22 protein-coding genes, 1 tRNA gene and 1 riboswitch are annotated in these 20,813 nt (G+C 50.9%); of the genes, 16 read left to right on the forward strand and 7 right to left on the reverse strand.

Annotated elements, in window-relative coordinates:
• Positions 1-103: 103 nt before the first annotated feature.
• Positions 104-1,030: a DMT family transporter gene (locus tag ACP15Y_RS12675; protein WP_424983458.1), complete on the reverse strand. Its 927-nt coding sequence runs from the start codon at positions 1,028-1,030 to the stop codon at positions 104-106.
• A 105-nt stretch (positions 1,031-1,135) separates the two neighbouring features.
• Positions 1,136-1,288, reverse strand: a riboswitch (FMN riboswitch).
• A gap of 175 nt (positions 1,289-1,463) precedes the next feature.
• On the opposite strand from ACP15Y_RS12675, the gene ACP15Y_RS12680 reads away from it, so the two are divergent.
• From ACP15Y_RS12680 to ACP15Y_RS12695, 4 genes are all read left to right on the forward strand, one after another.
• Entirely contained in the window at positions 1,464-2,270 is an 807-nt protein-coding gene (locus tag ACP15Y_RS12680) for a hypothetical protein (RefSeq protein WP_424983459.1), read from the forward strand.
• Between the two features lie 140 nt (positions 2,271-2,410).
• Entirely contained in the window at positions 2,411-3,208 is a 798-nt protein-coding gene (locus tag ACP15Y_RS12685; RefSeq protein WP_424983460.1) for a hypothetical protein, read from the forward strand.
• A 39-nt stretch (positions 3,209-3,247) separates the two neighbouring features.
• Positions 3,248-4,444, forward strand: coding sequence for an NAD(P)/FAD-dependent oxidoreductase (locus tag ACP15Y_RS12690; RefSeq protein ID WP_424983461.1), 1,197 nt, complete (start codon positions 3,248-3,250; stop codon positions 4,442-4,444).
• Between the two features lie 126 nt (positions 4,445-4,570).
• Positions 4,571-5,356: a DUF2189 domain-containing protein gene (locus ACP15Y_RS12695; RefSeq protein ID WP_424983462.1), complete on the forward strand. Its 786-nt coding sequence runs from the start codon at positions 4,571-4,573 to the stop codon at positions 5,354-5,356.
• Here the strand turns inward: ACP15Y_RS12695 and ACP15Y_RS12700 are convergent.
• The gene (locus ACP15Y_RS12700) at positions 5,345-5,815 is read right to left on the reverse strand and encodes an N-acetyltransferase family protein (RefSeq protein WP_424983463.1); all 471 of its coding nucleotides are present in this window, start codon (positions 5,813-5,815) and stop codon (positions 5,345-5,347) included. The two genes, ACP15Y_RS12695 and ACP15Y_RS12700, sit on opposite strands and share 12 nt — an antisense overlap.
• Before the next feature lie 118 nt (positions 5,816-5,933).
• Here ACP15Y_RS12700 and ACP15Y_RS12705 point away from each other — a divergent pair, with 118 nt between their 5' ends.
• A complete protein-coding gene (locus ACP15Y_RS12705; RefSeq protein WP_424983464.1) occupies positions 5,934-6,806 on the forward strand; it encodes an alpha/beta hydrolase in 873 nt (290 codons plus the stop codon).
• A gap of 95 nt (positions 6,807-6,901) precedes the next feature.
• Positions 6,902-8,086 carry an MFS transporter gene (locus ACP15Y_RS12710; RefSeq protein ID WP_424983465.1) on the forward strand — a complete coding sequence of 395 codons (1,185 nt, stop codon included), beginning with the start codon at positions 6,902-6,904 and terminating at the stop codon, positions 8,084-8,086.
• Between the two features lie 26 nt (positions 8,087-8,112).
• Here ACP15Y_RS12710 and ACP15Y_RS12715 read toward each other — a convergent pair.
• Positions 8,113-8,188 (reverse strand) — tRNA-Thr (locus ACP15Y_RS12715).
• Between the two features lie 363 nt (positions 8,189-8,551).
• On the opposite strand from ACP15Y_RS12715, the gene ACP15Y_RS12720 reads away from it, so the two are divergent.
• Both ACP15Y_RS12720 and ACP15Y_RS12725 read left to right on the forward strand, forming a co-directional pair.
• Positions 8,552-8,995, forward strand: a complete 444-nt coding sequence (locus ACP15Y_RS12720; protein ID WP_424983466.1) for a MarR family winged helix-turn-helix transcriptional regulator — start codon at positions 8,552-8,554, stop codon at positions 8,993-8,995.
• Between the two features lie 17 nt (positions 8,996-9,012).
• Complete coding sequence (locus ACP15Y_RS12725; RefSeq protein ID WP_424983467.1) at positions 9,013-9,729, forward strand: deiodinase-like protein; 717 nt, start codon at positions 9,013-9,015, stop codon at positions 9,727-9,729.
• Position 9,730: 1 nt separating this feature from the next.
• On the opposite strand, the gene ACP15Y_RS12730 is transcribed toward ACP15Y_RS12725, so the two are convergent.
• From ACP15Y_RS12730 to hemC, 4 genes are read right to left on the reverse strand one after another with little or no spacing between them, the layout of a single operon-like run.
• Positions 9,731-11,122: a heme biosynthesis protein HemY gene (locus tag ACP15Y_RS12730; protein WP_424983468.1), complete on the reverse strand. Its 1,392-nt coding sequence runs from the start codon at positions 11,120-11,122 to the stop codon at positions 9,731-9,733.
• A complete protein-coding gene (locus ACP15Y_RS12735) occupies positions 11,119-12,504 on the reverse strand; it encodes a COG4223 family protein (protein WP_424983469.1) in 1,386 nt (461 codons plus the stop codon). Before ACP15Y_RS12735 ends, ACP15Y_RS12730 begins: the two co-directional genes overlap by 4 nt.
• Before the next feature lie 54 nt (positions 12,505-12,558).
• Positions 12,559-13,272: a uroporphyrinogen-III synthase gene (locus tag ACP15Y_RS12740; RefSeq protein ID WP_424983470.1), complete on the reverse strand. Its 714-nt coding sequence runs from the start codon at positions 13,270-13,272 to the stop codon at positions 12,559-12,561.
• 9 nt (positions 13,273-13,281) lie between these two features.
• Entirely contained in the window at positions 13,282-14,238 is a 957-nt protein-coding gene (gene hemC / locus ACP15Y_RS12745; RefSeq protein ID WP_424983471.1) for a hydroxymethylbilane synthase, read from the reverse strand.
• A 65-nt stretch (positions 14,239-14,303) separates the two neighbouring features.
• Between hemC and tsaD the strand changes: the two genes are divergently transcribed.
• From tsaD to ACP15Y_RS12785, 8 genes are all read left to right on the forward strand, one after another.
• The gene (gene tsaD, locus ACP15Y_RS12750; RefSeq protein WP_424983472.1) at positions 14,304-15,386 is read left to right on the forward strand and encodes a tRNA (adenosine(37)-N6)-threonylcarbamoyltransferase complex transferase subunit TsaD; all 1,083 of its coding nucleotides are present in this window, start codon (positions 14,304-14,306) and stop codon (positions 15,384-15,386) included.
• Positions 15,383-16,375 carry an NAD(P)H-dependent glycerol-3-phosphate dehydrogenase gene (locus ACP15Y_RS12755; protein WP_424983473.1) on the forward strand — a complete coding sequence of 331 codons (993 nt, stop codon included), beginning with the start codon at positions 15,383-15,385 and terminating at the stop codon, positions 16,373-16,375. Before tsaD ends, ACP15Y_RS12755 begins: the two co-directional genes overlap by 4 nt.
• Positions 16,376-16,564: 189 nt before the next feature.
• Positions 16,565-17,119 carry a hypothetical protein gene (locus ACP15Y_RS12760; protein WP_424983474.1) on the forward strand — a complete coding sequence of 185 codons (555 nt, stop codon included), beginning with the start codon at positions 16,565-16,567 and terminating at the stop codon, positions 17,117-17,119.
• A gap of 103 nt (positions 17,120-17,222) precedes the next feature.
• Positions 17,223-17,516, forward strand: a complete 294-nt coding sequence (locus ACP15Y_RS12765; protein ID WP_424983475.1) for a YciI family protein — start codon at positions 17,223-17,225, stop codon at positions 17,514-17,516.
• Positions 17,516-17,932 (forward strand): EVE domain-containing protein, encoded by a 417-nt coding sequence (locus ACP15Y_RS12770; protein WP_424983476.1) that lies wholly within the window; start codon positions 17,516-17,518, stop codon positions 17,930-17,932. The genes ACP15Y_RS12765 and ACP15Y_RS12770 overlap by 1 nt, the downstream gene beginning before the upstream one ends.
• Positions 17,933-17,986: 54 nt before the next feature.
• Complete coding sequence (locus ACP15Y_RS12775) at positions 17,987-18,415, forward strand: DUF1761 domain-containing protein (protein WP_424983477.1); 429 nt, start codon at positions 17,987-17,989, stop codon at positions 18,413-18,415.
• Positions 18,416-18,716: 301 nt separating this feature from the next.
• Positions 18,717-19,229: a PAS domain-containing protein gene (locus ACP15Y_RS12780; RefSeq protein ID WP_424983478.1), complete on the forward strand. Its 513-nt coding sequence runs from the start codon at positions 18,717-18,719 to the stop codon at positions 19,227-19,229.
• Positions 19,204-20,790, forward strand: coding sequence for a methyl-accepting chemotaxis protein (locus tag ACP15Y_RS12785; protein ID WP_424983479.1), 1,587 nt, complete (start codon positions 19,204-19,206; stop codon positions 20,788-20,790). The genes ACP15Y_RS12780 and ACP15Y_RS12785 overlap by 26 nt, the downstream gene beginning before the upstream one ends.
• Positions 20,791-20,813 lie beyond the last annotated feature (23 nt).

Consider the following 20,813-nt stretch of genomic DNA (forward strand, 5'->3'; position numbering starts at 1 on the left):
GCCAATTTGTCGAAAAATATTGTCAATTCAAATAGATAACATGTGTTTTATTGATCTGGATCAATAAAGGGGGCGCTTCGCCCCCTTGATCTCATGTATTTATTTATGGCTTTTGCTTTGCTTCACGCTGCGCAATATAAAGTGAGGCTACGATGATAAGCGCCGCACCAACCCACAAATTGCCTGTGGGCACCCAGCCAAACACCAAAAGGCCACCTAACACATTGAAGGGCAATTTGAGGTGATCAAAGGGTTGCACATATGCTGCATCAGCAGTGGCATAGGCCTTGGTGATCAAAAATTGCGCGATCGCCACCAGAAGACCAGCGGCAATGATATAGACCAGTGCGCTATTGTTGGAGATCATAAAGCCATCCAACAAGTTCATTTCTGCATTGCCTTGCGTTGCCATGATGGCGAAAAGGGCATTGGCGGGGGTGGTGAGCAGCAGCAAATAGAGCGTGATTGAATCGGCTTGCTCGGTTTTGGTCAGCTCCTTGGTGAACAAAGAAGTGATGGCCCAAAAAAGGGCTGCCCCTACGGGCAACAGAGAATTAACTGTGAAGCCTTCGGCCCATGGCTCCAAAATCACCATGCCGCCGATAAAGCCCACCAAAGTGGCAGCCCAGCGGGCGGGACCAACTTTTTCTCTGAGGATAAGCGCTGCGCCGATGGTGACGAAAAATGTTGAGGTCATAATCAAGGCGATGGCCTGCCAAATGGGGACTCCTTTTGCGAGACCCAACACCCAAAGTTGGACACCGATGGAGGCGGCCACGACCCGCAAAATGTGCATGATAGGGCGCTCTGTTTTCAGCGCACCAGATCCCATTTTCATCACCAGTGGGAGCATGATGATGAAGGCCAATAGATATTCCCAAAAAGCAGCGGCTGTTGATGGCGTGCCATGGGTAAGTGTGGCCAATTGAGTGAGTGAATTGACGGCAGCGAAAGCGATGCCTGCGCCGACCATATAAAGCCCCGCCAAGATGGCCGGGTGACGCAAAGAAAGATTTGCAGACTGATCCATGTGTCGAGTTCCTCTCCGAACCGATATGAATCAGGGCGTGATAAGGGAGAACCGAACAGACTTGACTTGTGAAACGCACCACTGGCGCACAAATCAGACAGTCCGGCCTCTTCTCTTTCATCCGGACTATGACCGTCGGCTTCGGAATTGCACCGAAATCTGCTTGACCCTTTTAACCAATGCTAAAAGGCGCTCGCGGGCTGATGGATTGCGCCAATCACCGCCGGTGGGGAATTTCGCCCCGCCCTGAGAAGGTTATGCTTTTAGACTATTCCAAAAGCGAATTGCTTTTAGCATGTGGCTTTGAAATGTGGCAAGCAGATATGCGGTAAGGGAAGAATAATTGCGATTATGCAGGGACTTAGACTTGACAGTGCTGTTGAAGATAGCATGATCATTTCGTACATCTATCGGTAATTTTGAGAGATATTTTATGAATGGTTTGAATATATTTTATGTGGCCGTCTGGCGTGTTTTTGCGAATCTAAATGTGGCGTTTCGGATAAGTGCGTTCTGGTTTGGTGCAATAATACTGATTAGTAGCGCCACATGGTACGTCAGCGAGTTTGCGCTAGATATGTGGAACAAGGAACAGCATGTGCAACTTGCGATCCAAATCGCACCGATTCTAGTGGGAGTACAACTTCTTTGTGCTTTTTTCGGTTTGACAGTGGTTGCAGTAGGGTGGCACAGATTTTCGTTGTTAAATGAGAATCCAAACGGCTTTGTAATTGATCTACCGACCGGAAAAATGAAGTCTTGTCTTTGGGCTGCGTTTAAATTCTGGCTTGCGATTGTTCTGTTGTTGATAGTTGTTGCTATATTTTCAACTCAGTTAGGGGCATTGGTTGGCGAGTTTCAGCCGGTTTTGTCGTTCGTAATTTCAATTCTTTATGGTGTTGTTTTGGTTGGGCCGGCAATGTTGCTGCCTGCGGCTTCGATAGATCAACAGCTGGGTATTGCTAGAATGGTCGACATTGTTCGGCAAAACTTCGGGTTTCTACTGGTACTAAGCACTATTTATGTCCTGTTTTCACTAGGTATGAATTTTGTTTTGAATTTTGCTGAAAATAACTACCTGCAGACGTCAAATGCTGTTGTACTGATACTTGTTTGGTTGGTGCAAACCGCATTTCGCTGGATCTCGGTGATGTTCGGGTTGAGCTATGTGACGGAGCTTTATCGTAGCATTGTTTTGAATAATGTAGTTTCCACAGAGCAAGTTAAGCCATCATTCTAGACTACCAATAGCTTGATTTTATGTGGGGTTCGCTTTGGATTAAGAGCGAGCCCGTTGATTAAGATGTATGGCTTTAGATCGGCTCTGGTTTTCGGGGTAGGTTCATTTTCATTTCTAAACTGATGTTTGAAAGAGTTTTTATGAAGGGTTTAAAAATCCTATATGTTGCCGCTTGGCGAATTTTTGCTCATATGGGCATTGCCTTTAAAATTAGTGCACCGTGGCTCGGCATAGCATGTGTTTGCTTAGCGGTGTTTGCCTTTGGGTTTCCGATGATGGGCTCAGCCATGACTTTTATCGGCATCGTGCTGAGTTTTGCGACTTTGTTAGGCGCCTTGAGTTGTATTGCAATTGGTTGGCACCGATATTCTTTGTTGGCAGAAGTTCCAGAAGGTTGGTTTTATCGTCCAGGAAAGAAAGAGTTGAAGGCATACTTCATAACGTTGTTTAAGTTTTGTCTTGTGTTTTTGGCTTTCTTGCTAATCGTTCAGATAATTTTTTTCGCGTGTGGGCTTGTTGCTCGACTTATTCTTTTAATGGAAACGGTGCCGCCATTTTTCATGCAGATTGCTGGAACTGCAGTCACTTTTGTCTCGGGTGTCCTGTTTACAGGGCTTGCTATTGTTTTGCCGGCTGCGGCACTGCGCCATGATTATTCGTTGGCCGACGCCTATGCTGCAGCAAAGAAAAATTTAAGTACTTTGATCGTTTTCTCTATCGGCTACTCCCTCATATCATTTTTGTATGACCTTGCCTTAGATAATGCTGAGGTGATGAAAACGCCCGGACCGTTGGACCTTGGACTTGTCACGATGCTTGCATTTGTGGTGATCAGCACTTGGTTTTTTATATTGTTTAGCATTGGCTATCTCTCCGAGCTGTATCGCACGTTCGTGCTCGAAGAAGAAACCGATGCAAAGCTAGAACCATCAACCTAGATTGCCAAGGGTTTGATTTCCGCGTAAGGCTCGTCGCAAATGGAGGCGAGCCTTTTGCGTAAAGTGGATGTGTTGATTATTGGCGCCGGTGCTGCGGGCATGATGGCGGCGGCGGAGGCTGGGAAGCGTGGGCGCCGTGTTTTGCTGGTGGATCATGCGAAAAAGGCGGGCGACAAAATCCGCATTTCTGGTGGTGGGCGCTGCAATTTCACCAATATAAACACAAGTTTCAAACAGTTTTTGAGCGAAAATCCACGCTTTGCTATTTCGCCGCTTAAGCGTTTTTCGGCGCAAGACTTTATTGGTCGTGTACGGGCCCGAGGCATCGCCTTTCACGAAAAGACACTTGGGCAGCTCTTTTGCGATGAAAGCGCGCAGCAGATTATTGATATGTTGTTGGACGATTTGCACGAAGCAGGTGTGGAACTTCGGTTGCGCACGCAGGTGCATGGGGTTGAAAAGACCGAAAATGGATTTCTGATCGATCTGGGCGACGAGCGGGTGCAGGCAGAAAAACTGGTTGTGGCGACGGGCGGCAAATCAATCCCGAAGATGGGTGCGACCAGTTTGGGCTACGATCTGGCGCAGCAATTTGGCTTGCGGGTGGTGGAAACAAGGCCGGCGCTTGTGCCCTTAACATTTGATCAATCCACTTTGGCCCCGATCAAAGCGCTGGCCGGTGTTGCGCTTGATCCGGTGCAGGTGAGCCATGGCAAGACGCGGTTTGATGAAGCGCTGTTATTTACCCATCGTGGTTTAAGTGGACCAGCAATTTTGCAGATTTCTTCTTTTTGGCGCGAGGGCGATCAGGTCAAGGTCAATATGTTGCCAGGACAGGATGTGTTTGGCCAATTGCGGGCCGCGAGGCAGGAAAATGGCAAGCGGGCCGTGCAAACTGTTCTAAGCCAATGGTTGCCAAAGCGGGTTGTAGAATTTGTGATGGATGAACATAAGATCGCTGGCAATCTGGCTGACATGAGCGACAAGAAGCTGAAAACTCTTGCGGACAGCGTGGCGCGTTGGGCGCTTAAGCCCACCGGCTCTGAAGGTTATCGCACGGCGGAAGTGACTTTGGGCGGCGTTGCAACTGACGAGTTGGACAACCGCACCATGGAATCAAAAAAAGTGCCGGGACTTTATTTTGCGGGCGAAGTGGTGGACATGACCGGTTGGCTCGGGGGCTATAATTTCCAGTGGGCTTGGTCTTCCGCCTGGGTGGCGGGACAAGCCGTTTAAAAACAAATTGCCAGCGGCAACAAACCTTGCTTTGATGCGCAAAGGGGATGATCAATCCGTGTTTGATGTGGAGGCATCATGCATTGCGATTGGAGACTATTTTCATCTGTTCGGTTAGGGGGAGACATGACCGAAAACACACAAGCTGCAACGCGTCCGGGCGGGTTGCCGCAAATTAATAAAATTGGATTTTCTGATATTGGACAAGCCTTGGGCCAGGGCTGGCACGATTTTATGCGTGCGCCGCTTTATGGCCTTATCTTTGGCGGATTTTATGCTGTGGGCGGGTTGGCCATTTTGGCCGCGCTTACGGTTTATGACATGCCATGGATGATCATTCCCGTTGCTATCGGCTTTCCGCTTATTGGGCCATTTGTTGCCGTTGGGCTTTATGAAGTGTCGCGACGGTTGCAAGCAGGTGAGCCGCTGAATATGGGCGAAATCTTTGCCATTATGTTTCGGCAGAAAGATCGTCAATTGGGTTGGATGGCCTTTGTGATCCTGTTTATTTTTTGGATATGGGTCTATCAAGTGCGCCTTTTGTTGGCGTTGTTTTTGGGCTTTAAGAGCTTTTCGTCCATCGGTATGTTTCTCACCGTGATCACCACCACGTCTGAAGGCTTGGGCTTTTTGGCCGTTGGCACTTTGGTGGGGGCAGGCATTGCCTTTGTGCTCTATGCCTCAACTGTGGTGGCGATGCCGCTTTTGTTGGAGCGGGAGCTGGATTTTGTCTCGGCCATCATCACCAGCTTTAAGGCGGTGACGATGAATTTTGTGCCGATGCTGGGATTTGCTGCGGTGATTGTGGTGTTCACTTTTGTGGCGATGGTGCCTGCCTTCTTGGGGCTGGTGTTGGCGCTGCCAGTTTTGGGGCACGCCACTTGGCATCTTTATAAAAAGCTAGTGGTTTAAGCGCAGGGTTAGGCCCGACGCATTGACGGGCCTTTTGCCATGGATCTTGCCTTTGGTGCGTTTAAACGGTTTGAAGCCCATAAATTCATAAAGCCGCTGGGCAGGTTTGTTGCCGTCCAGCATCTGTACGTCTAGTGGGCGTTCAGTGTTGTCCATCACATATCTTATAAGACATTGCCCGATACCCTCGCCAAAATAGTCTGGCGAAACATAGAGCCAGGTGAGCTGACGGGGCCTAAAGGCGGCAAATCCCTTGACGGTTCGGCTCTCGAGGCATTCTGCCAAGATGATGCGATTTGAAAAGAAACCTTCTGCCATATGGCACTTTTGCAAAGGTGCAAAAGCAGCGTCAGACACCTGCGCTGCACTGAGTTCGATTTGGCGCGCTGCATCATGTATGGCGCAGACGATTGGCCAGTCCGAATCCCGATAATTGCGAACGGTGATGTCCTTCTCCATTTTTGAATTGAATATGATTTTCGTCTTCTTCGTCAAGCATTTGAAAGATTGATGGTGACGGGACGAAACTAATTGCCTGTTTGGGGCGTATCTTTATAGAGAGACGCTTGGAGGCTTTGTGCGCATTGTGATTTGGACTTTGGTGGTTTTGGCATTGATGGGCGGTGTGCTCGCTTGGGTGGCCCTTTATCCACCCGCGCGTGATCGTGCGCTCATCGGGTTGAGCCATGTGATGGCACCAGCCTATAGCGGCACGGCTCGGGAGGAGCGGTTTGGACCATTGGCGCGTCACCGCCTTGATGTTTATCCGGGTGCCGCTGAGGACAGTTCTGAAAAGCCGATCATCATTTTCTATTATGGCGGTGGCTGGCGGGCTGGCGAAAAGGCGTTTTATCACTTTGTCGGGTCGGCTTTGGCAGCGCGTGGCTATGATGTTGTGATCCCCGACTATCGCTTTTTCCCTGAGGTGCAATTTGCTGGTTTTATGGAAGATGCCGCCATGGCCTACGCTTGGGTGTGGCAAAACATGGCGCGCGAAAAGGATCGAGACATTGTGGTGATGGGCCATTCGGCGGGCGCGCATATGTCCGCATTGTTGGCTTATGGGTCGCAATATCGACCTGATGGTGCACTTGCACCCGCAGCGCTTGTGGGGCTGGCGGGGCCTTATTCGTTCAATCCAAAAGAATGGCCGAGTACAAAAGAGATATTTGCTGATGTGCCAGATGCTGATTTGGCGCGACCTGTGCATTTTGTGGATGAGAACAGCCCACCTTCCATGTTGTTTCATGGTGATCGCGATGATCTGGTGAAATTGTGGAATCAAGAGGAGCTTGCAAAAGCGCTTGAGGCCAACCAAGTGCCGCATGAAACATTGATTTTGCCTGACACGGGGCACTATAAGATCCTATTCTCCTTCGCGCGTCCTCTGTTGGATCAAATGGGCGTTGTGAATCGGGTAGATGCGTTTTTGGACTCTCAAGGTCTTTAAAACATGCGGTGAGACGTCCGGCGCGCCCTGTCTGCCAAGAAAATGATGGGCTTTATTTGCTCGTCGACCATTTAGAATCATGATATTTCTTGCGAATGGTTCGCAATATCAACTTGTTCCCTTGGTTCAAATTTGCTCAATCGTTGATTTTTTGGCAGGCGACGTGGTTTCTCTACTTTGAGCGCAATCTTTCGGCTGCGGAAGCGATTTTCCTTTATGTGATCTATGATATTGCCACGACGGTGCTTGAAGTGCCGTCGGGCTATATGTCGGACCGGCTGGGGCGGCGTTTGACATTGATTGCCGCGGCGCTTAGCGGGCTCGCCGCTATATTGATTTTGGTTTTTGGGGAAGGCTTCTCCCAGTTCATGTTGGCCAATGTGCTGTTGGGCGCGAGTGCAGCCTTTGCCTCGGGCACGGATAGCTCATTACTCTATGAGAGTTTGAGTGCCGAAGGGCGTGCCGCCGAAATCGAACAAGCGGAATTGAAGGCGTGGCGCTTCGGGTTTACGGCTCTGGCGCTATCGGCCGTGATGGGCGGGGCGCTGGCCCTTTTTGATGATGCGTTTCCTTGGATCGCCACGGCATTGGCCGGGGTCGTGCTGTTGGGAATAACTTTATTTTTCCGCGAGCCGCCGCACGGCAAATCAGTTTCCTATCGCGAGAGTTTTAACGCGCTGCGCCGCAGTTTCGTGCACCCAACTTTGATTTGGCTGCTTGGGCTGACGTTGCTCATGTATGTGTTCAGCCATCTTCCCTTTGTGTTCGGTCAGCCCTTTATTCGAGAATCATTGGCCGCCATGGGGTATGCCGAGCAAACGCCGCTGGTTTCTGGTGCGGTGACCGGGTTGATGATGGTGATATCTGTTGGGTTTTCACATTTGGCCATGCCCTTGCGCAACAGGTTTGGCTTAGGTGGTATTTTGTTGTTGGCATTTGGGCTGCAAATTGGGCTTACCGTTGCGCTCGCCACGTCCAATAATTGGTTTGTTATCGCGCTTTTATTCTTTCGCATGGTGCCAGATTCGCTGTCGCGGCCCTTTATCCAAGCGCGAATTCAACCGCTTTTGCAGGATGGGACGCGGGCGACTTATCTCTCGGTGCAAAGCCTCGCAGGTCGACTATTATTTGCCATCACCCTCAGCATTGCGGCCGGGCAAACCTCTGGCGATGCGGCCATGCCTTATTCGGATATGCAGTTGATTCTGGCTGTTTATGCCGGGATTGGATTATTGTTTTGGCTGGTTCTGGTGCGCACGGCGAAGCGGGCAAAAATTTAGGTACCGGTAAAGGTGCAGGCAGACCATGGTGCCGCTGATAGGATTTGAACCTACGACCCCATCATTACGAATGACGTGCTCTACCAACTGAGCTACAGCGGCCTGATGGCAATTTACATTTATTCGTGTGTGCTGAACAAGTTGTTTGTGGGGGGGGCGGCGCGGGCGGCAGAAATGAAAAAGGGTTGCGCGGGAATGTCCCGGCAACCCTTCGTCGATATATATCAGCATAAAGGAACTTTTGCGCCTTTTGGCTGCTTGGAAAGAGATGTTAGCGGTGCGTTGGCCCCTCTAACAGCACCTCACTTCCAAAGCCCTTTTTCTGATCTTGATATCGAATAGACAATGGATCACCTCCTTCCGAATTGTTGAAACTATCTCAGATTCTGCGCTTCAAATTTGAATCGGTCAAGCGCAAAATGCACTATTGATTGTATACTACAATTATTGTAATATACACGTATTATGATGAATTTTGAAGAAATCCCCCTGCACTGGGTGAACAGATTAAGCTTTTTGACGCGACGTGAGTTGGGGCAAAAATTTGCCTTGGCGGGACATAAAATATCGGCTGAGGAATGGGCCGTGTTGCTGATGCTTTGGCAAGAGGATGGGCGGTTGCCCAGCAAAATTGCAGACCTCACTTTTCGAGACCGTACCACAGTGACGCGTTTGCTCGATGGCATGGAAAAAAAGCAGTTGATTGAGCGCCGTACGGATGCGCAAGACCGTCGGCGGACCAGAGTTTTCCTGACATCACATGGTCAGCAGTTGGAAAGTGTGCTCAAGCCAATTGCCCAAGAATTGATCTCACAATGTCTTGCTGGATTGAGTGTGGATGAGGTGGCACAGCTCACCTTATTGCTGCGCAAAATGACTAAAAATCTCCTGCCCAATTCGGCTCAATAATGAAAGGAAACAGTCAAATGAGTGATTATAATTATGATGAGTTTTCAACGGGCGATTATGATTTGGATAACTTCCGCGGACCCCGAGTTGGCCAAAAGGCGCCCGACTTTGAATTGCAGGATGTGAATGGTGCGGCGCGCCGTTTACTGGATTTTGATGGTGAGTTTCTGGTTTTAGAACTGGGCTCAATCACTTGTCCGTTGTTTCAAGGTCGACGCAAGAGCATGGGCAGTTTGAAACAGCATTTTCCAAATGTGGATTTCGCCATTCTTTATGTGCGGGAGGCGCATCCGGGCAAAAGCATTGGCGCTCACAAAAGCTATGCTGAAAAGCAAACGGTTGCGCAGCGCTTGCGCACGGAAGATGGCGAACAACGCACCATCTTGGTCGATGATATTGAGGGCACGGCCCATAGCGCGTTTGGTGGTTATCCCAACGCGGTGTTTATCATCAATAAAAAAGGCTGCGTGGTGTTCAATGCGGATTGGAACAATCCGGAGGCGACGGCTAAAGCCCTGAAGCTGTTGCTCAAGGGCAAGCCCGCCAATGTGAAAAGCTATTTTAAACCTGTGCCACCGCCAATGGTGGCACGAACAATGGGTCGGAGCGGCAAGGGCTCATTTCTCGATTTTCTCAAAGGCTTGCCGGTATTGATTTGGAAAAATCTGATCCGCCGCAACTTTTTGCTGTTGATCAATCGACGCCCAGCAATAGGACCGGACGCCGATTGTTAAATCATATCCCTGTGGGATTAGGCGGTGCGGGCAATGGTGCTGGTGCCGCCTCTTGTTTGGGCTCTGTCGGCACTGGAGAGAATGCAGGCTTGGCGGCCCCATTTGGTTTGGCTACTGCGCGTGAAGGCACTTTCCATTCAAATTGGTCGAGTTTGCCGGTCAGCGGTGAGGTGGGTTCCCACTCATCAGCGCTGATGCCATCCGCAATCCATGTCGCATCCGGTTTTGCGGCAACGGCGCGCGACAACCATGCGCGGGCTTTGCCTTGATCGCCTGTGTCGCCCTGTTCGATTTCTGCCATAAGGGTGCACACTTTTTGTGTGGCTTGCTGGTCAGTGAAGGGTTGCAGCGCGGCGCGGGCGTCTGACCATTCGTGGGCGGCAATGGCCGCTGTGGCCAGCAAGATGGCGCTTTCCAAATGATCGGGGTGTTCCACCACCATGGTTTTGGCGCGTTTCAGCCGCTCGACCGCTGATGCGCCGGACTGGGCGTGGATGTAAAGCTCGCCAATATGCGGATGGGCACTGGCGCGCCAGACCCGACGCAATAAGCCAGACGCTTTACGTACTTCACCAGACGAAATGAACAGGCGGGCGGCAATTAGCGCTGCTGGAACAAATTCAGGCTGTTTCTTCAAGGCCTCATTGGCAAAGGTGATGGCCCGCTGCGGTTCGGTTTCTTCCAATTCTTTGGCCAAGGCTGTGCGCAACACAGCATCCAGTCGTTTTTGATTGTCGCGGTCGGCGCGTTCAAAGGGAATCTGGTCCAATTGCGCCAGCGCATCCTCATAGTCACCCTGCTTGGCCATATGAGCAAAGATGGCCTTTTGCGCCCATGCCAGTTTGGGCGACAAGCTGGCTGCTTTCTGGGCGAATTGAAGCGCTGCATCTTCGCGATTTTGCTGGCGGGCTTGTTCGTAGAGACCAGAAAGGGCCGCGATGGCGGTTTTGGGATCTTCAATCATCTCCCGATATTGCAGGCGGGCCTGTTTTAGCTCACCCAGTTGCATATTGGCTTGCGCTTCCAACAATTGTGCGGCCGTGTTGCCTTCTAATTTTAGTCGCGCTTCGCGGGCCAATTGGCGTGCCTTGCTGGGATCGCCAGTTTGTAGCGCAATGATGGCATTGGAAAGGGCGTCCACGCCTTTGCGTTGTTTGCGCTTTTCATTGGCGCGGGAGAACAAGGCTGGAATGCCAAAAATACGACGAATGATCGCCCACACGAAAATGGTGATCAGCATGAGCAGGACAAGCCCAAACAGAACAATGCCGAGGCTTGGTTGCATTTGGTAGCCAAAACCGGTGATCACCACTTCGCCGGGGACAGACATGATGATGCTGGCGCCCCATGCGATCAAAAGCGAGAAGGCGACGATGATAAAGATACGAATCATTGGCCTTCTCCTTCAGCTTGATGGTCTTGACTGAGCAATGTGGTGCGCATATCGGTTTGCCATTGCTCAATGGTGAGATGCTCAAGAAGTGCACTAGAGAGCGGGGTCGCCGCTTCCTGCATTGACGCGGGCAATTGGGTGACCAATTGCTGTGCGTCTACAAGGCGCTGTGCGGCCAACGCATCTTCAATTTGATCTAGAATTGCAAGTGGATCGCTTCCATCGGCATCTAACGGACGCAAATTGACCGCATCCTTTAGGGTACCCATCAGCTTATCTTGCCAAGGCGCATCTTGGTCCACGCCAGGACGCGCGGCCAACAAAGTGGGACGCAGATCCTCAAATTGTGCAGGAAGGCTGGACGCTGGGGTGATGCCCTTTTGGGCGATATTCATAACTTCAACTTCCGGCGTGACTTTGAGGGAATTGCTCAATTCTTCAAGTCGTGCTGCGAAAGGTTGGCCTTTTTGAATGGCGGCGTCAATTTCGCTCAACAAAATTGGGACCCGTGCAGCGGCAATGGCGCTATTGGCGGCTTGCCGTGCCGATTGATCTTGTTCCATTGCGGCAATTTGGGATTGGAGCTTGGCCAAATCAGCTTGCAAATTTGCTACGGCTTCGCTTTGCGTTTCTAAACGGGCCTGAAGGCCAGCAAGATTTTCAGACTGGGCGTCCAACTGAGAGTTGATCGGCGTGAGATCAATTGCGGGTGCTGCGGCGGGCAATTCGCCAGTGTCGCTGGCTTGCGACGCTGCATTGTTGGTCAGTTGTTGCTGGGTGGTTTTGAGGTCGGCCACATCCTGTTCCAGCGTGGCCAAGGCGCTTTCAATTGGGTTTAGATCAACCGCAGCAGGTGCTTCTGCTGGCGTGTCGAGCGTCGCCAATTGTGCCTCAATGCTGGCGATGGCGCTTTCAATCGGTGTGGTGTCGATGGCCGCGATATCTGATTGCAATGCGCTCAGATCATCGTTGGTGGCATAGGGTGCCAAATCCGGCTGCGCATTTTCCAGATCAAAGATGCGTTTTTGCAGTTTCGCGATTTCAGGCGTCAGGTTGGATTGTACCGCCCATTGGTTGAATGGGAAAACCTTGAAATAGGCTAGCCCGGCTGTGCCCGCCATGCCAAGCGCTGCGCTGAGCAAAATCGCGGTAATAAAAGTGCCTGTGCCGCCGCCTTCATCATTGCTGCTGGTTGGCTGGGCTTTGGGGGCGTCATTTGGTTTTTTGTCTGTGGGCTTGGCCGTGCCTGACGACGTGCTGGACGGCTTGGCATCACTTTTTGAGGTTGATGAGGTCGAGCCTTCAGCGGCGGAAGATGTTTTTTTCGCTTCTGCATCAAGAATGGGGGGACGCACAGGACCCTTTTTGTTTTCGTCGACCATTAAAAAACCTTTTTAGCCAGCATTTGGGTATTTGGACCTTTGGATGCCCGGACTTTATTCTAAGAGTTCAAATAAAGCGTTTTCATTTGGCGCTTTTGCGACAAAGCCGTTGGTGGCACCGAGGGCGCTGAGTGTGGCCCAAATATTGGGCGATAAACAATAAAAGGGCAGACCACTTAGTTCTATATTATGCTTGGTGCACAGATTTGCAAATTGTGTTGCGGCGCGGGGGGAATAAATCAAAATCCCATCAATTTCACCTTGCTGCAATTGGGTGATCACCGCAGGGGGCAAATCTTTATTCGGCACCATTTCATAGGCTGGGGTGGCGTGAATATGCACGCCAGTATCACGGAAATGATCTTCCAATTCGGGTTTGCGATCAATGGCGCACGGATAAAAGTAATTGCCCGTTAGCTCCATTTTTTCGATCAAGGCAATGAGATCTTGCACATCGCCTTTGGCAGATAACAGATTGGAAAAGCCGGCATGGGTTGCGGCTTGGGCCGTGGTGTCGCCCACGGTGAAACATGGCAACAGTTTATGGCCGATTTCTATTTCATCCCGCGAGAGGGCCTGCACACCATTTGCAGAGGTGAACAAGGTGGCCGTGATTTGAAAGGGCGAGGGTAAATCCACTGGCAAGATGCGCTTGGAAAACAGCGGAACAGCCATAGGGCGGTGGCCCAAACCCATTAAACCGGCAACTGTTTTTTGGCCCCCGGGAAAGGGGCGGGTGACCAAAAGAGATTTACCGGTTTCGCTCATATCTCACCTTTAATCGGCGCGCTTTTCAAAAGTTTCGAAGAACTTTTCGCCCGCTGCGCTTTTAATGATCTTGGCCAGTTCTTTGCCAATTTCTTCCGCATCTGCTGCGTGGCCCGAAACTTCGGCCTCGTAAACAGTTTGCCCATCCAAGGATAGAACCTGACCAAAGATATGCAACTGATCATTTTCCAATGTGGAATAGGCGGCAATCGGGGTGCGGCAAGAGCCGTCCAGCCCATGAAGATAATGGCGCTCCGCCACCATTTTGGCGGCGGTTGGGGCGTGGTTAAGTGTGCGCACCCATTCATTCACTTGATCATCATCTGCCCGTGTTTCGATGGCCAGTGCACCTTGCCCCGGCGCGGGGGGCATGATGGTGGGATCAATAAGCTGTTTGGCGATATGGCTCATTTCCAGGCGGCGCAACCCTGCATAGGCCAAGAGGGTTGCCTCCGCCACGCCATCTTCCAGCTTTTTCATGCGGGTTTGCACATTGCCGCGAAATTCAACAATTTGCAGGTCTGGCCGTTGGCGCAAAATTTGCGCGCCGCGACGGATGGATGATGTGCCGAATTTCGCGCCTTCTGGAAGTTCGTCTAGGCTTTTATATTTGAGGGACACAAAGGCGTCTCGCGTGTCTTCACGCTCCAAAAAGGCAGGCAACAACATGCCATCTGGCAACAAAGTCGCTACATCTTTGGCGGAGTGCACCGCCAGATCGATGCGTTTTTCAAACAAGGCAACTTCAATCTCTTTGGTGAACAAGCCTTTGCCGCCCACTTCGGAAAGGGGCCGATCCAAAATAATATCGCCGCTGGTTTTAATCACCTCGATGGCGATATCTTCTTCGCGCAACTCGGTTTTTTGGGCGAGCTCGCGCCGCACCTGTTTGGCTTGAGCCAGGGCGAGCAATGAGCCGCGTGTGCCGAAGGTGATGCGCGGTTTGGATGCTTGTTCTGTTTGCAATGTTCAATCCACTTGATATAGGGCTTAAATCAACAATTCAGTGAAGGCTTAGCGAAATCAAAGCTATGGGGCAAGCAGCAACCACCATTCTGGGCATTGAGACCAGTTGCGACGAAACCGCGGCAGCGATTGTGCGTCGCCATGCAGATGGCCGCGCCGAGATTTTGGCCAATATGGTGCGCTCCCAATTTGACGAGCATAAAGCCTTTGGGGGCGTTGTACCGGAAATTGCCGCGCGCTCCCATGTGCAATATATGGATCATATTGTCGCGCAGGCACTTGATACAGCGCAATTGGGTTTTGAAGATTTGGACGGCGTTGCCGCCACCGCCGGGCCAGGACTGATCGGTGGCGTGTTGGTAGGGCTGACGAGCGCGAAGGCAATGGCCTATGCCCATAATCTACCGCTTTTGGCCATCAATCATTTGGAAGGCCATGCGCTGACGCCGCGTTTAACGGACGGTATGGCATTTCCCTATCTCCTTTTATTGGTTTCGGGTGGACACAGCCAATTTGTGCTGGTGAAAGGCGTTGGCCAATATGAGCGCTGGGGCACCACCATCGACGATGCACTGGGCGAAGCCTTTGATAAGGTCGCCAAAATGCTGGATTTGGGTATGCCGGGCGGGCCATTGGTTGAGGAATGGGCCAAGCGCGGGGATGCGAGCAGATTTGCTTTTCCCAAACCTTTGTTGAAAGAGAAACGTCTCGATTTTTCATTTTCGGGTTTGAAAACGGCCGTGCGGCTGGCGGCGGAAAAAGCGGCGCCTTTGAATGACCAAGATGTGGCCGATATTTGTGCCAGCTTTCAGCAGACCATTTTGAAGATTTTAGACAATCGTTGCCGCTTGGCGTTGGCGCGGTTTCAAGAAGAATTTCCAGAACATCACCCGCGCTTCGTGGTGGCGGGTGGTGTTGCGGCAAACAAGGCCATTGGCCAATTGCTGAAAGATTTGGCGGCTGAATATTACGCTGAAATGGTTGTGCCGCCGATTAAACTGTGTACGGACAATGGTGCCATGATTGCATGGGCGGGCATTGAACGGTTTAATCTTGGGGAACGCGACGGGCCTGATTTTCAAGCGCGCCCAAGATGGCCGTTGGATGATGCCGATATGGCGCTGGCAGCAAAAGGGGACGCAGTGTGAGTGAACAACCCATTTATGTGGTCGGCGCAGGCGCGTGGGGTAGCGCATTGGCGCACACGTTGGGCTTGGCTGGACGCAAGGTCATGTTGTGTGGCCGCGATGAAGTGGCCATTCGCACCATCAATGAAGAACGGCGCAACCCGCATTATCTCAAAATGGTTGAGATGGATGCCCATGTGACGGCGCAATTGGGCTATGCAGGCATTGAACAGGCGCAGGCGATTTTGCTGGTGGTGCCTGCTCAGGCCAGCCGTGCGGTTTTAACCGAGATTGGCGCAGCGCGTTTGGCCGGCAAAAGCATCGTTTTGTGTGCCAAGGGGTTGGAAAAAGACACATTGAAGCGCCAAAGCGAGATTTTGGCCGAGGCCAGCCCGAAGGCGCATGCCTTTGTGCTCTCAGGACCGAGCTTCGCTGTGGACGTGGCGCAGGGCAAGCCAACGGCGGTGACCCTTGCCGGAGAAAGCATTGAAGCGGCGCGCAAGATTGTTGATTTGCTGGCCGGGCCAACTTTCCGTCCCTATTCAAGCGACGATATTGTGGGCGTGGAACTGGCCGGTGCGCTGAAGAATATTTATGCGCTGGCCTGTGGTGCCGTGGATGGCGCTGAGCTTGGGCTTTCGGCCCGTTCCTCCATTATGGCGCGGGCCTTTGCGGAAATGGGGCCCTTGGTTGAGGCCATGGGTGGCGCGAAAGAAAGTCTGAATAGCCTTGCGGGTCTTGGGGATTTGACCCTGAGCTGCACCGCGCGGGAATCGCGCAATTTCGATTTTGGCTATCGGTTGGGTGCGGGCGAAAGCGTGGCGCAGATTGTTGATTCCGGCGCGAAATTGGCAGAGGGCGTGCATTCCAGCCCGGTGGGTTTGGCGCTGGCTGACAAATATCAAGTGGATGCGCCGATTATCAAAGCCGTGAATGCTTTGCTGGCGGGGCAGGCGCCGATTGAAGGTTTGGTGGCGCAATTGATGGCGCGGCCCTTGCGGTCTGAATAAATCTTGCTTTTTGCTTCTAGGCGTCCCGCGTGGAAATGGGCTGATTAAGTGAGGGCAATTTACGTCTTGCGTTAAATGATGTTGACTTGCTAAATTCTGATTGCCTGACAATTCTGTCTTAATTTTTTCAAAAGTTACTCATTTGGTTGGTCGCTCGCGGCCGACAATTCCCTTTTTTGGAGGTCGATAATGTCCATTGTATTTGGCGCAATAATTAATGGTGAGCTGGCAATCGGGTCTGACTCAAAATCGTCAGAGGAAAATCTGCTTTACCCGGCGGAAGAAAAACTAACATGGCATAAGATACATAAGATCGGGCCCGCCCTTGTGGGGCATGTGGGCAACTCAATGTATCATACGGTTTTGGAGAATTTGGCGCAGAACCACAGTGATATATTTGATTTTTCGGATCGGGTCAGTATTCATCAGTCCATCAACCGGATGCAAAAGCTGTTGGCTGGCGAATATGGCTTGATGGCGCAGGGGGATGATTTTGCGGGCAGCGGGTTAAACTTGCTGATTGGCGTGAATTCAAAACTATATTCCGTTGATGGTGAGCGCGGTGTTGAAGAATATTGCCGTTTTTGGGCCGTTGGCTCCGGCACCAAGTTTGGGTTAGGCGCTGCTGAAGCGCTGTATAAAGAAGCGCGTACTGCCAAAGAATTGGTTGAACAGGTGATCCGCATTGCGTGCAAATATGACTTGCATTCGCTTGCGCCAGTTGATGTGCGCGTTTTGGATTAAGTGCAATTTCGCCTCGAGTCACCTTGTTTCTTATCGTGGAAGCTGGAATATTCCGAGCCAAGATTGGTGTGGCCACTAGGCCGTAAATAAAGAGGCAAGCATAGTGTATTTTGTGATTTCCGGGCGGGATCGCCCAGAGGCGTTGGAGAAGCGCAAAGAAACGCGCGCTGCGCATTTGGCGTATTGGCAGGAGCTTGGCGACAATTTGAAATTGGCTGGCCCTTATCTTGATGAAGAGGGTAACCCCACGGGCAGCCTGATCATTATTGATGTGCCATCCCTAACGGCGGCGCGTACTTATGCGGAAGCAGATCCTTATGTCACTCAAGGGGTTTTCGAATCAGTTGGCGTAACCGAGTGGGCTTGGGCGATCAATCCGCCAGAGGAGACGAAATAATGGCCTATTGGTTGTTTAAGAGCGAACCCAACACATGGGGTTGGGAAGATCAGCTGAACAAGGGCGCACCTGAAGAATGGGATGGCGTACGCAACTATCAAGCGCGCAACAATATGCGTGAGATGAAAGTGGGCGATAAGGGCTTCTTTTATCACTCGGTGAATGAAAAACGGATCGTTGGCGTTGTGAGAGTGGCGGCGGAAGCGCACCCAGACAGCACAACTGACGATGAACGCTGGGAATGTGTGGACATCGAAGCCGTGGAAAGTTTTGTCACGCCGATCACGTTGGAAGATGTAAAGCAGCATCCAGACCTTCAAGATATGGTATTGGTCAATAATTCGCGTCTATCTGTTCAGCCCGTTACTGAAAAGGAATGGGAAATTATTTGCAAACTGGGTGGCGTCAAGCCATAGTTATTGCAGGGTGCTTGATTGTGCCCGTCTCATCTTTTCGGGGAGGATTAAAAGATGAATCACTTTGCAGATGTGAATTGGCTTGCCGTTTTGTTGGCGACCGTGGGCAGCATGGTTTTGGGCATGGGTTGGTATACCAGTTTGGGCAAGCAATGGATGGACGCTTTGGGCAAGACCAAAGAGGAATTGATGCCCGATGGCAAATCGTCGCCAATGCCGTTTGTTATTGCCGCTGTGTGCCAATTGATCATCGCCTATTTCTTGCTGTTGTTGACACGCGCAATTTTGGACACAAGCGCCACTGACATTCAGATTTGGGACGCTGTTATGGTTGGCGCGCATATGTGGTTCGGATTTATTTTGACCTCGATGGTGCTCAACCATGCCTATCAAGGACAGAAGGTTAGCCTGACAATTATTGATGGCGGATATCTACTTGGCGTTGTGCTTGTGCAAGGCGTAATTTTGGGCCTATTGGCGTAAGCTGAAAATCTGAAATAAATTAGTTACTATTTTGAATGGCTTACCGCTGCGCGTTTTTCGCGCAGCGGTTTTTTAATGCTTTGTTAAATGTTACAGTTGTAACCAGCGCAAATAAACCTGTGGTTGTGCGTAACCATTTCTCCAAATCATAGAATTTAGGCGTAACTAGTTCGCTAATTCTGTTAATTGACTTAAAGTTGAATTTCATTCATTTAATTTTAAGCATGCAATCTAAATAATGATCTTGTGAAGTAATTTTGTTACTTAAAGATCATTATTTATAGCTCACTTTGAGGTGTTTATGCTGGCTGTTGAAGGTGTTCAGCGTCCATTCGATCCGGACCGAATTGTTGTTTCCAAGACAAATCTTAAAGGTCATATCCAATATGCGAACCGTGTTTTCCTCGAACTTGCTGAGTTTGATGAGCGCGATGTATTGGGTAAACCCCATAATCTCATTCGCTCAAAGGCCATGCCGCGTTGCGTGTTCAAACTGTTGTGGGACAGGTTGTTGGCGGGGCGTGAAGTGTTTGCCTATGTCGTGAATGGCACAAAAAATGGCAATCATTATTGGGTGTTTGCCCATGTCACGCCAAGCCGCAATGGCAAGGGTGAGGTGACCTCTTTTCATTCCAATCGGCGATATGCTCGACCAGAAGCAATTGAGCAGATTAGCGCGCTTTATGAAGAATTGTTGGACGTGGAAAAAAGCTACAACAATCGGAAGGAAGGCCTGCAGGCCTCTTCAGATAGATTAGACGAATTGCTGGCTGAAAAAGGTATGGATTATGACGAATTCGTATTCACTCTCTAAGGTTGCGATTGCAGGTGCCATACTCGCGATATCTTCAGTGTTTGAGTTTGGGTTGGCCTTTTTTGATGCCCCGATCATTGTGTTGGTCGCTGGCGCGTTGGTGCCATTTCTCACCACACTCTATCTGGTGAAACAGTTTTTGCAGTTGCGCGGATTTATTCGCCGATTGAAATCTACTGGCGAATTGCTGCGCCAAGGCGATTTCGATGTGCGATTGGTGGCGCCTGGTGCCCAAGGCGAATGTTGTGACGTTAAAGATACGTTTAACGACATGATCGATGTGGCCGATGCCTTTGTGCGGGAAAGCTATTTGTCGATGCAGGCTGCCAGTGAAGGGCGCTATTACCGGAAGATTCGGAAGGAGGGCATGTTGGGGTCCTATGCTCACGCCGTGGATGGTGTGAATGCGGGGATCGATCGCATGGGCGAATTTGCCAACATGTTGGAAGGCCTACGCAGTGAAATTGGCGACGTGGTGAATTCTGCGGTGATGGGCGATTTGAGCAAGCGGGTAAATGCCGATTTTGGTGATGAGGGCCTCAACCAATTGGGACAAAGCATCAATTTGCTGATGGAAACCATCGACAATGGCATCACAGATACGGGCAATGTGCTTTCACATTTGGCCAAGGCAGATTTGTCGAAGCGGGTGAAGGGCAACTATCATGGTGCGTTTGCATGGTTGCGCGATGACACCAACATGGTGGCTGAAGAATTGACCAATATTATTGGCGGTTTGCGGACTACTTCTGGCGCGTTAAAATCAGCCACTGGTGAGATCTTGTCTGGCTCCGACGATTTGGCCGAGCGCACCATGCGTCAGGCTGCAACGCTGGAACATACATCAGCCGCAATGCAAGAGATTGCGGAGATGGTTGAAGCCAATGCTCAGCGTGCGCAAGAAGGTCATGCGGGTTCTCAACGGGCGCAAGAAATTGCGGCGCGCGGTGGCGATGTGATGCGGCAAGCCAATGATGCTATGTCGCGGATCAATGAAAGCTCCAAGCAAATTTCGACCGTGATCGAAATGATCGACAATATTGCCTTCCAAACCAATTTGCTGGCGTTGAATGCTTCGGTTGAAGCGGCGCGGGCTGGTGAGGCGGGCAAAGGTTTTGCGGTTGTTGCGGTGGAAGTGCGGCGGTTGGCCCAATCTGCTGCTGAAGCGTCAAACGAAGTGAAAGAATTGATCGAAAAAAGCACGTCCGAAGTGGATGGTGGCACCGATTTGGTGGCTCGTGCGGGGCAATCTTTGGAAGAGATTGTGGAAGCCGTTGGCAGCTTCTCCGAGCTGGTGAAAGGCTTTGCCCAAGATAGTCGGGTGCAGGCTGATAAGATCGAAACACTGCACGCGTCGGTGCGCGAAATGGATGAAACCACCCAGCACAATGCGGCCTTGGTGGAAGAAACCAATGCGGCCATTGAGCAGACCGAAGGGCGGGCTAGCGATCTCGATCGGGTTGTGAAACGGTTTAAAACCGACAGCGGTGATGTTGTTGAGTTTGAAGTTTCGCAAGATGAAATGGGGGCCACACAAGTTGTGGCGAGCCAAGTGGCCTAGTGCCTTAAAAAACCGATGATATT

Source organism: Maritalea sp. S77 (assembly GCF_049801075.1).
Lineage (GTDB): Bacteria > Pseudomonadota > Alphaproteobacteria > Rhizobiales > Devosiaceae > Maritalea.

Excerpts from the sequence above, each read along its gene's own strand:
- ACP15Y_RS12775 (WP_424983477.1), top strand. The coding sequence starts at position 17,987 with ATGAATCACTTTGCAGATGTGAATTGGCTTGCCGTTTTGTTGGCGACC.
- ACP15Y_RS12680 (WP_424983459.1), top strand. The coding sequence starts at position 1,464 with ATGAATGGTTTGAATATATTTTATGTGGCCGTCTGGCGTGTTTTTGCG.
- ACP15Y_RS12740 (WP_424983470.1), bottom strand. The coding sequence starts at position 13,272 with ATGAGCGAAACCGGTAAATCTCTTTTGGTCACCCGCCCCTTTCCCGGG.
- ACP15Y_RS12685 (WP_424983460.1), top strand. The coding sequence starts at position 2,411 with ATGAAGGGTTTAAAAATCCTATATGTTGCCGCTTGGCGAATTTTTGCT.
- ACP15Y_RS12735 (WP_424983469.1), bottom strand. The coding sequence starts at position 12,504 with ATGGTCGACGAAAACAAAAAGGGTCCTGTGCGTCCCCCCATTCTTGAT.
- ACP15Y_RS12730 (WP_424983468.1), bottom strand. The coding sequence starts at position 11,122 with ATGATTCGTATCTTTATCATCGTCGCCTTCTCGCTTTTGATCGCATGG.
- ACP15Y_RS12785 (WP_424983479.1), top strand. The coding sequence starts at position 19,204 with ATGACGAATTCGTATTCACTCTCTAAGGTTGCGATTGCAGGTGCCATA.
- ACP15Y_RS12690 (WP_424983461.1), top strand. The coding sequence starts at position 3,248 with ATGGAGGCGAGCCTTTTGCGTAAAGTGGATGTGTTGATTATTGGCGCC.
- ACP15Y_RS12760 (WP_424983474.1), top strand. The coding sequence starts at position 16,565 with ATGTCCATTGTATTTGGCGCAATAATTAATGGTGAGCTGGCAATCGGG.
- ACP15Y_RS12695 (WP_424983462.1), top strand. The coding sequence starts at position 4,571 with ATGACCGAAAACACACAAGCTGCAACGCGTCCGGGCGGGTTGCCGCAA.
- ACP15Y_RS12700 (WP_424983463.1), bottom strand. The coding sequence starts at position 5,815 with ATGGAGAAGGACATCACCGTTCGCAATTATCGGGATTCGGACTGGCCA.
- ACP15Y_RS12675 (WP_424983458.1), bottom strand. The coding sequence starts at position 1,030 with ATGGATCAGTCTGCAAATCTTTCTTTGCGTCACCCGGCCATCTTGGCG.
- ACP15Y_RS12770 (WP_424983476.1), top strand. The coding sequence starts at position 17,516 with ATGGCCTATTGGTTGTTTAAGAGCGAACCCAACACATGGGGTTGGGAA.
- ACP15Y_RS12710 (WP_424983465.1), top strand. The coding sequence starts at position 6,902 with ATGGTTCGCAATATCAACTTGTTCCCTTGGTTCAAATTTGCTCAATCG.
- ACP15Y_RS12780 (WP_424983478.1), top strand. The coding sequence starts at position 18,717 with ATGCTGGCTGTTGAAGGTGTTCAGCGTCCATTCGATCCGGACCGAATT.
- ACP15Y_RS12720 (WP_424983466.1), top strand. The coding sequence starts at position 8,552 with ATGATGAATTTTGAAGAAATCCCCCTGCACTGGGTGAACAGATTAAGC.
- ACP15Y_RS12725 (WP_424983467.1), top strand. The coding sequence starts at position 9,013 with ATGAGTGATTATAATTATGATGAGTTTTCAACGGGCGATTATGATTTG.
- tsaD (WP_424983472.1), top strand. The coding sequence starts at position 14,304 with ATGGGGCAAGCAGCAACCACCATTCTGGGCATTGAGACCAGTTGCGAC.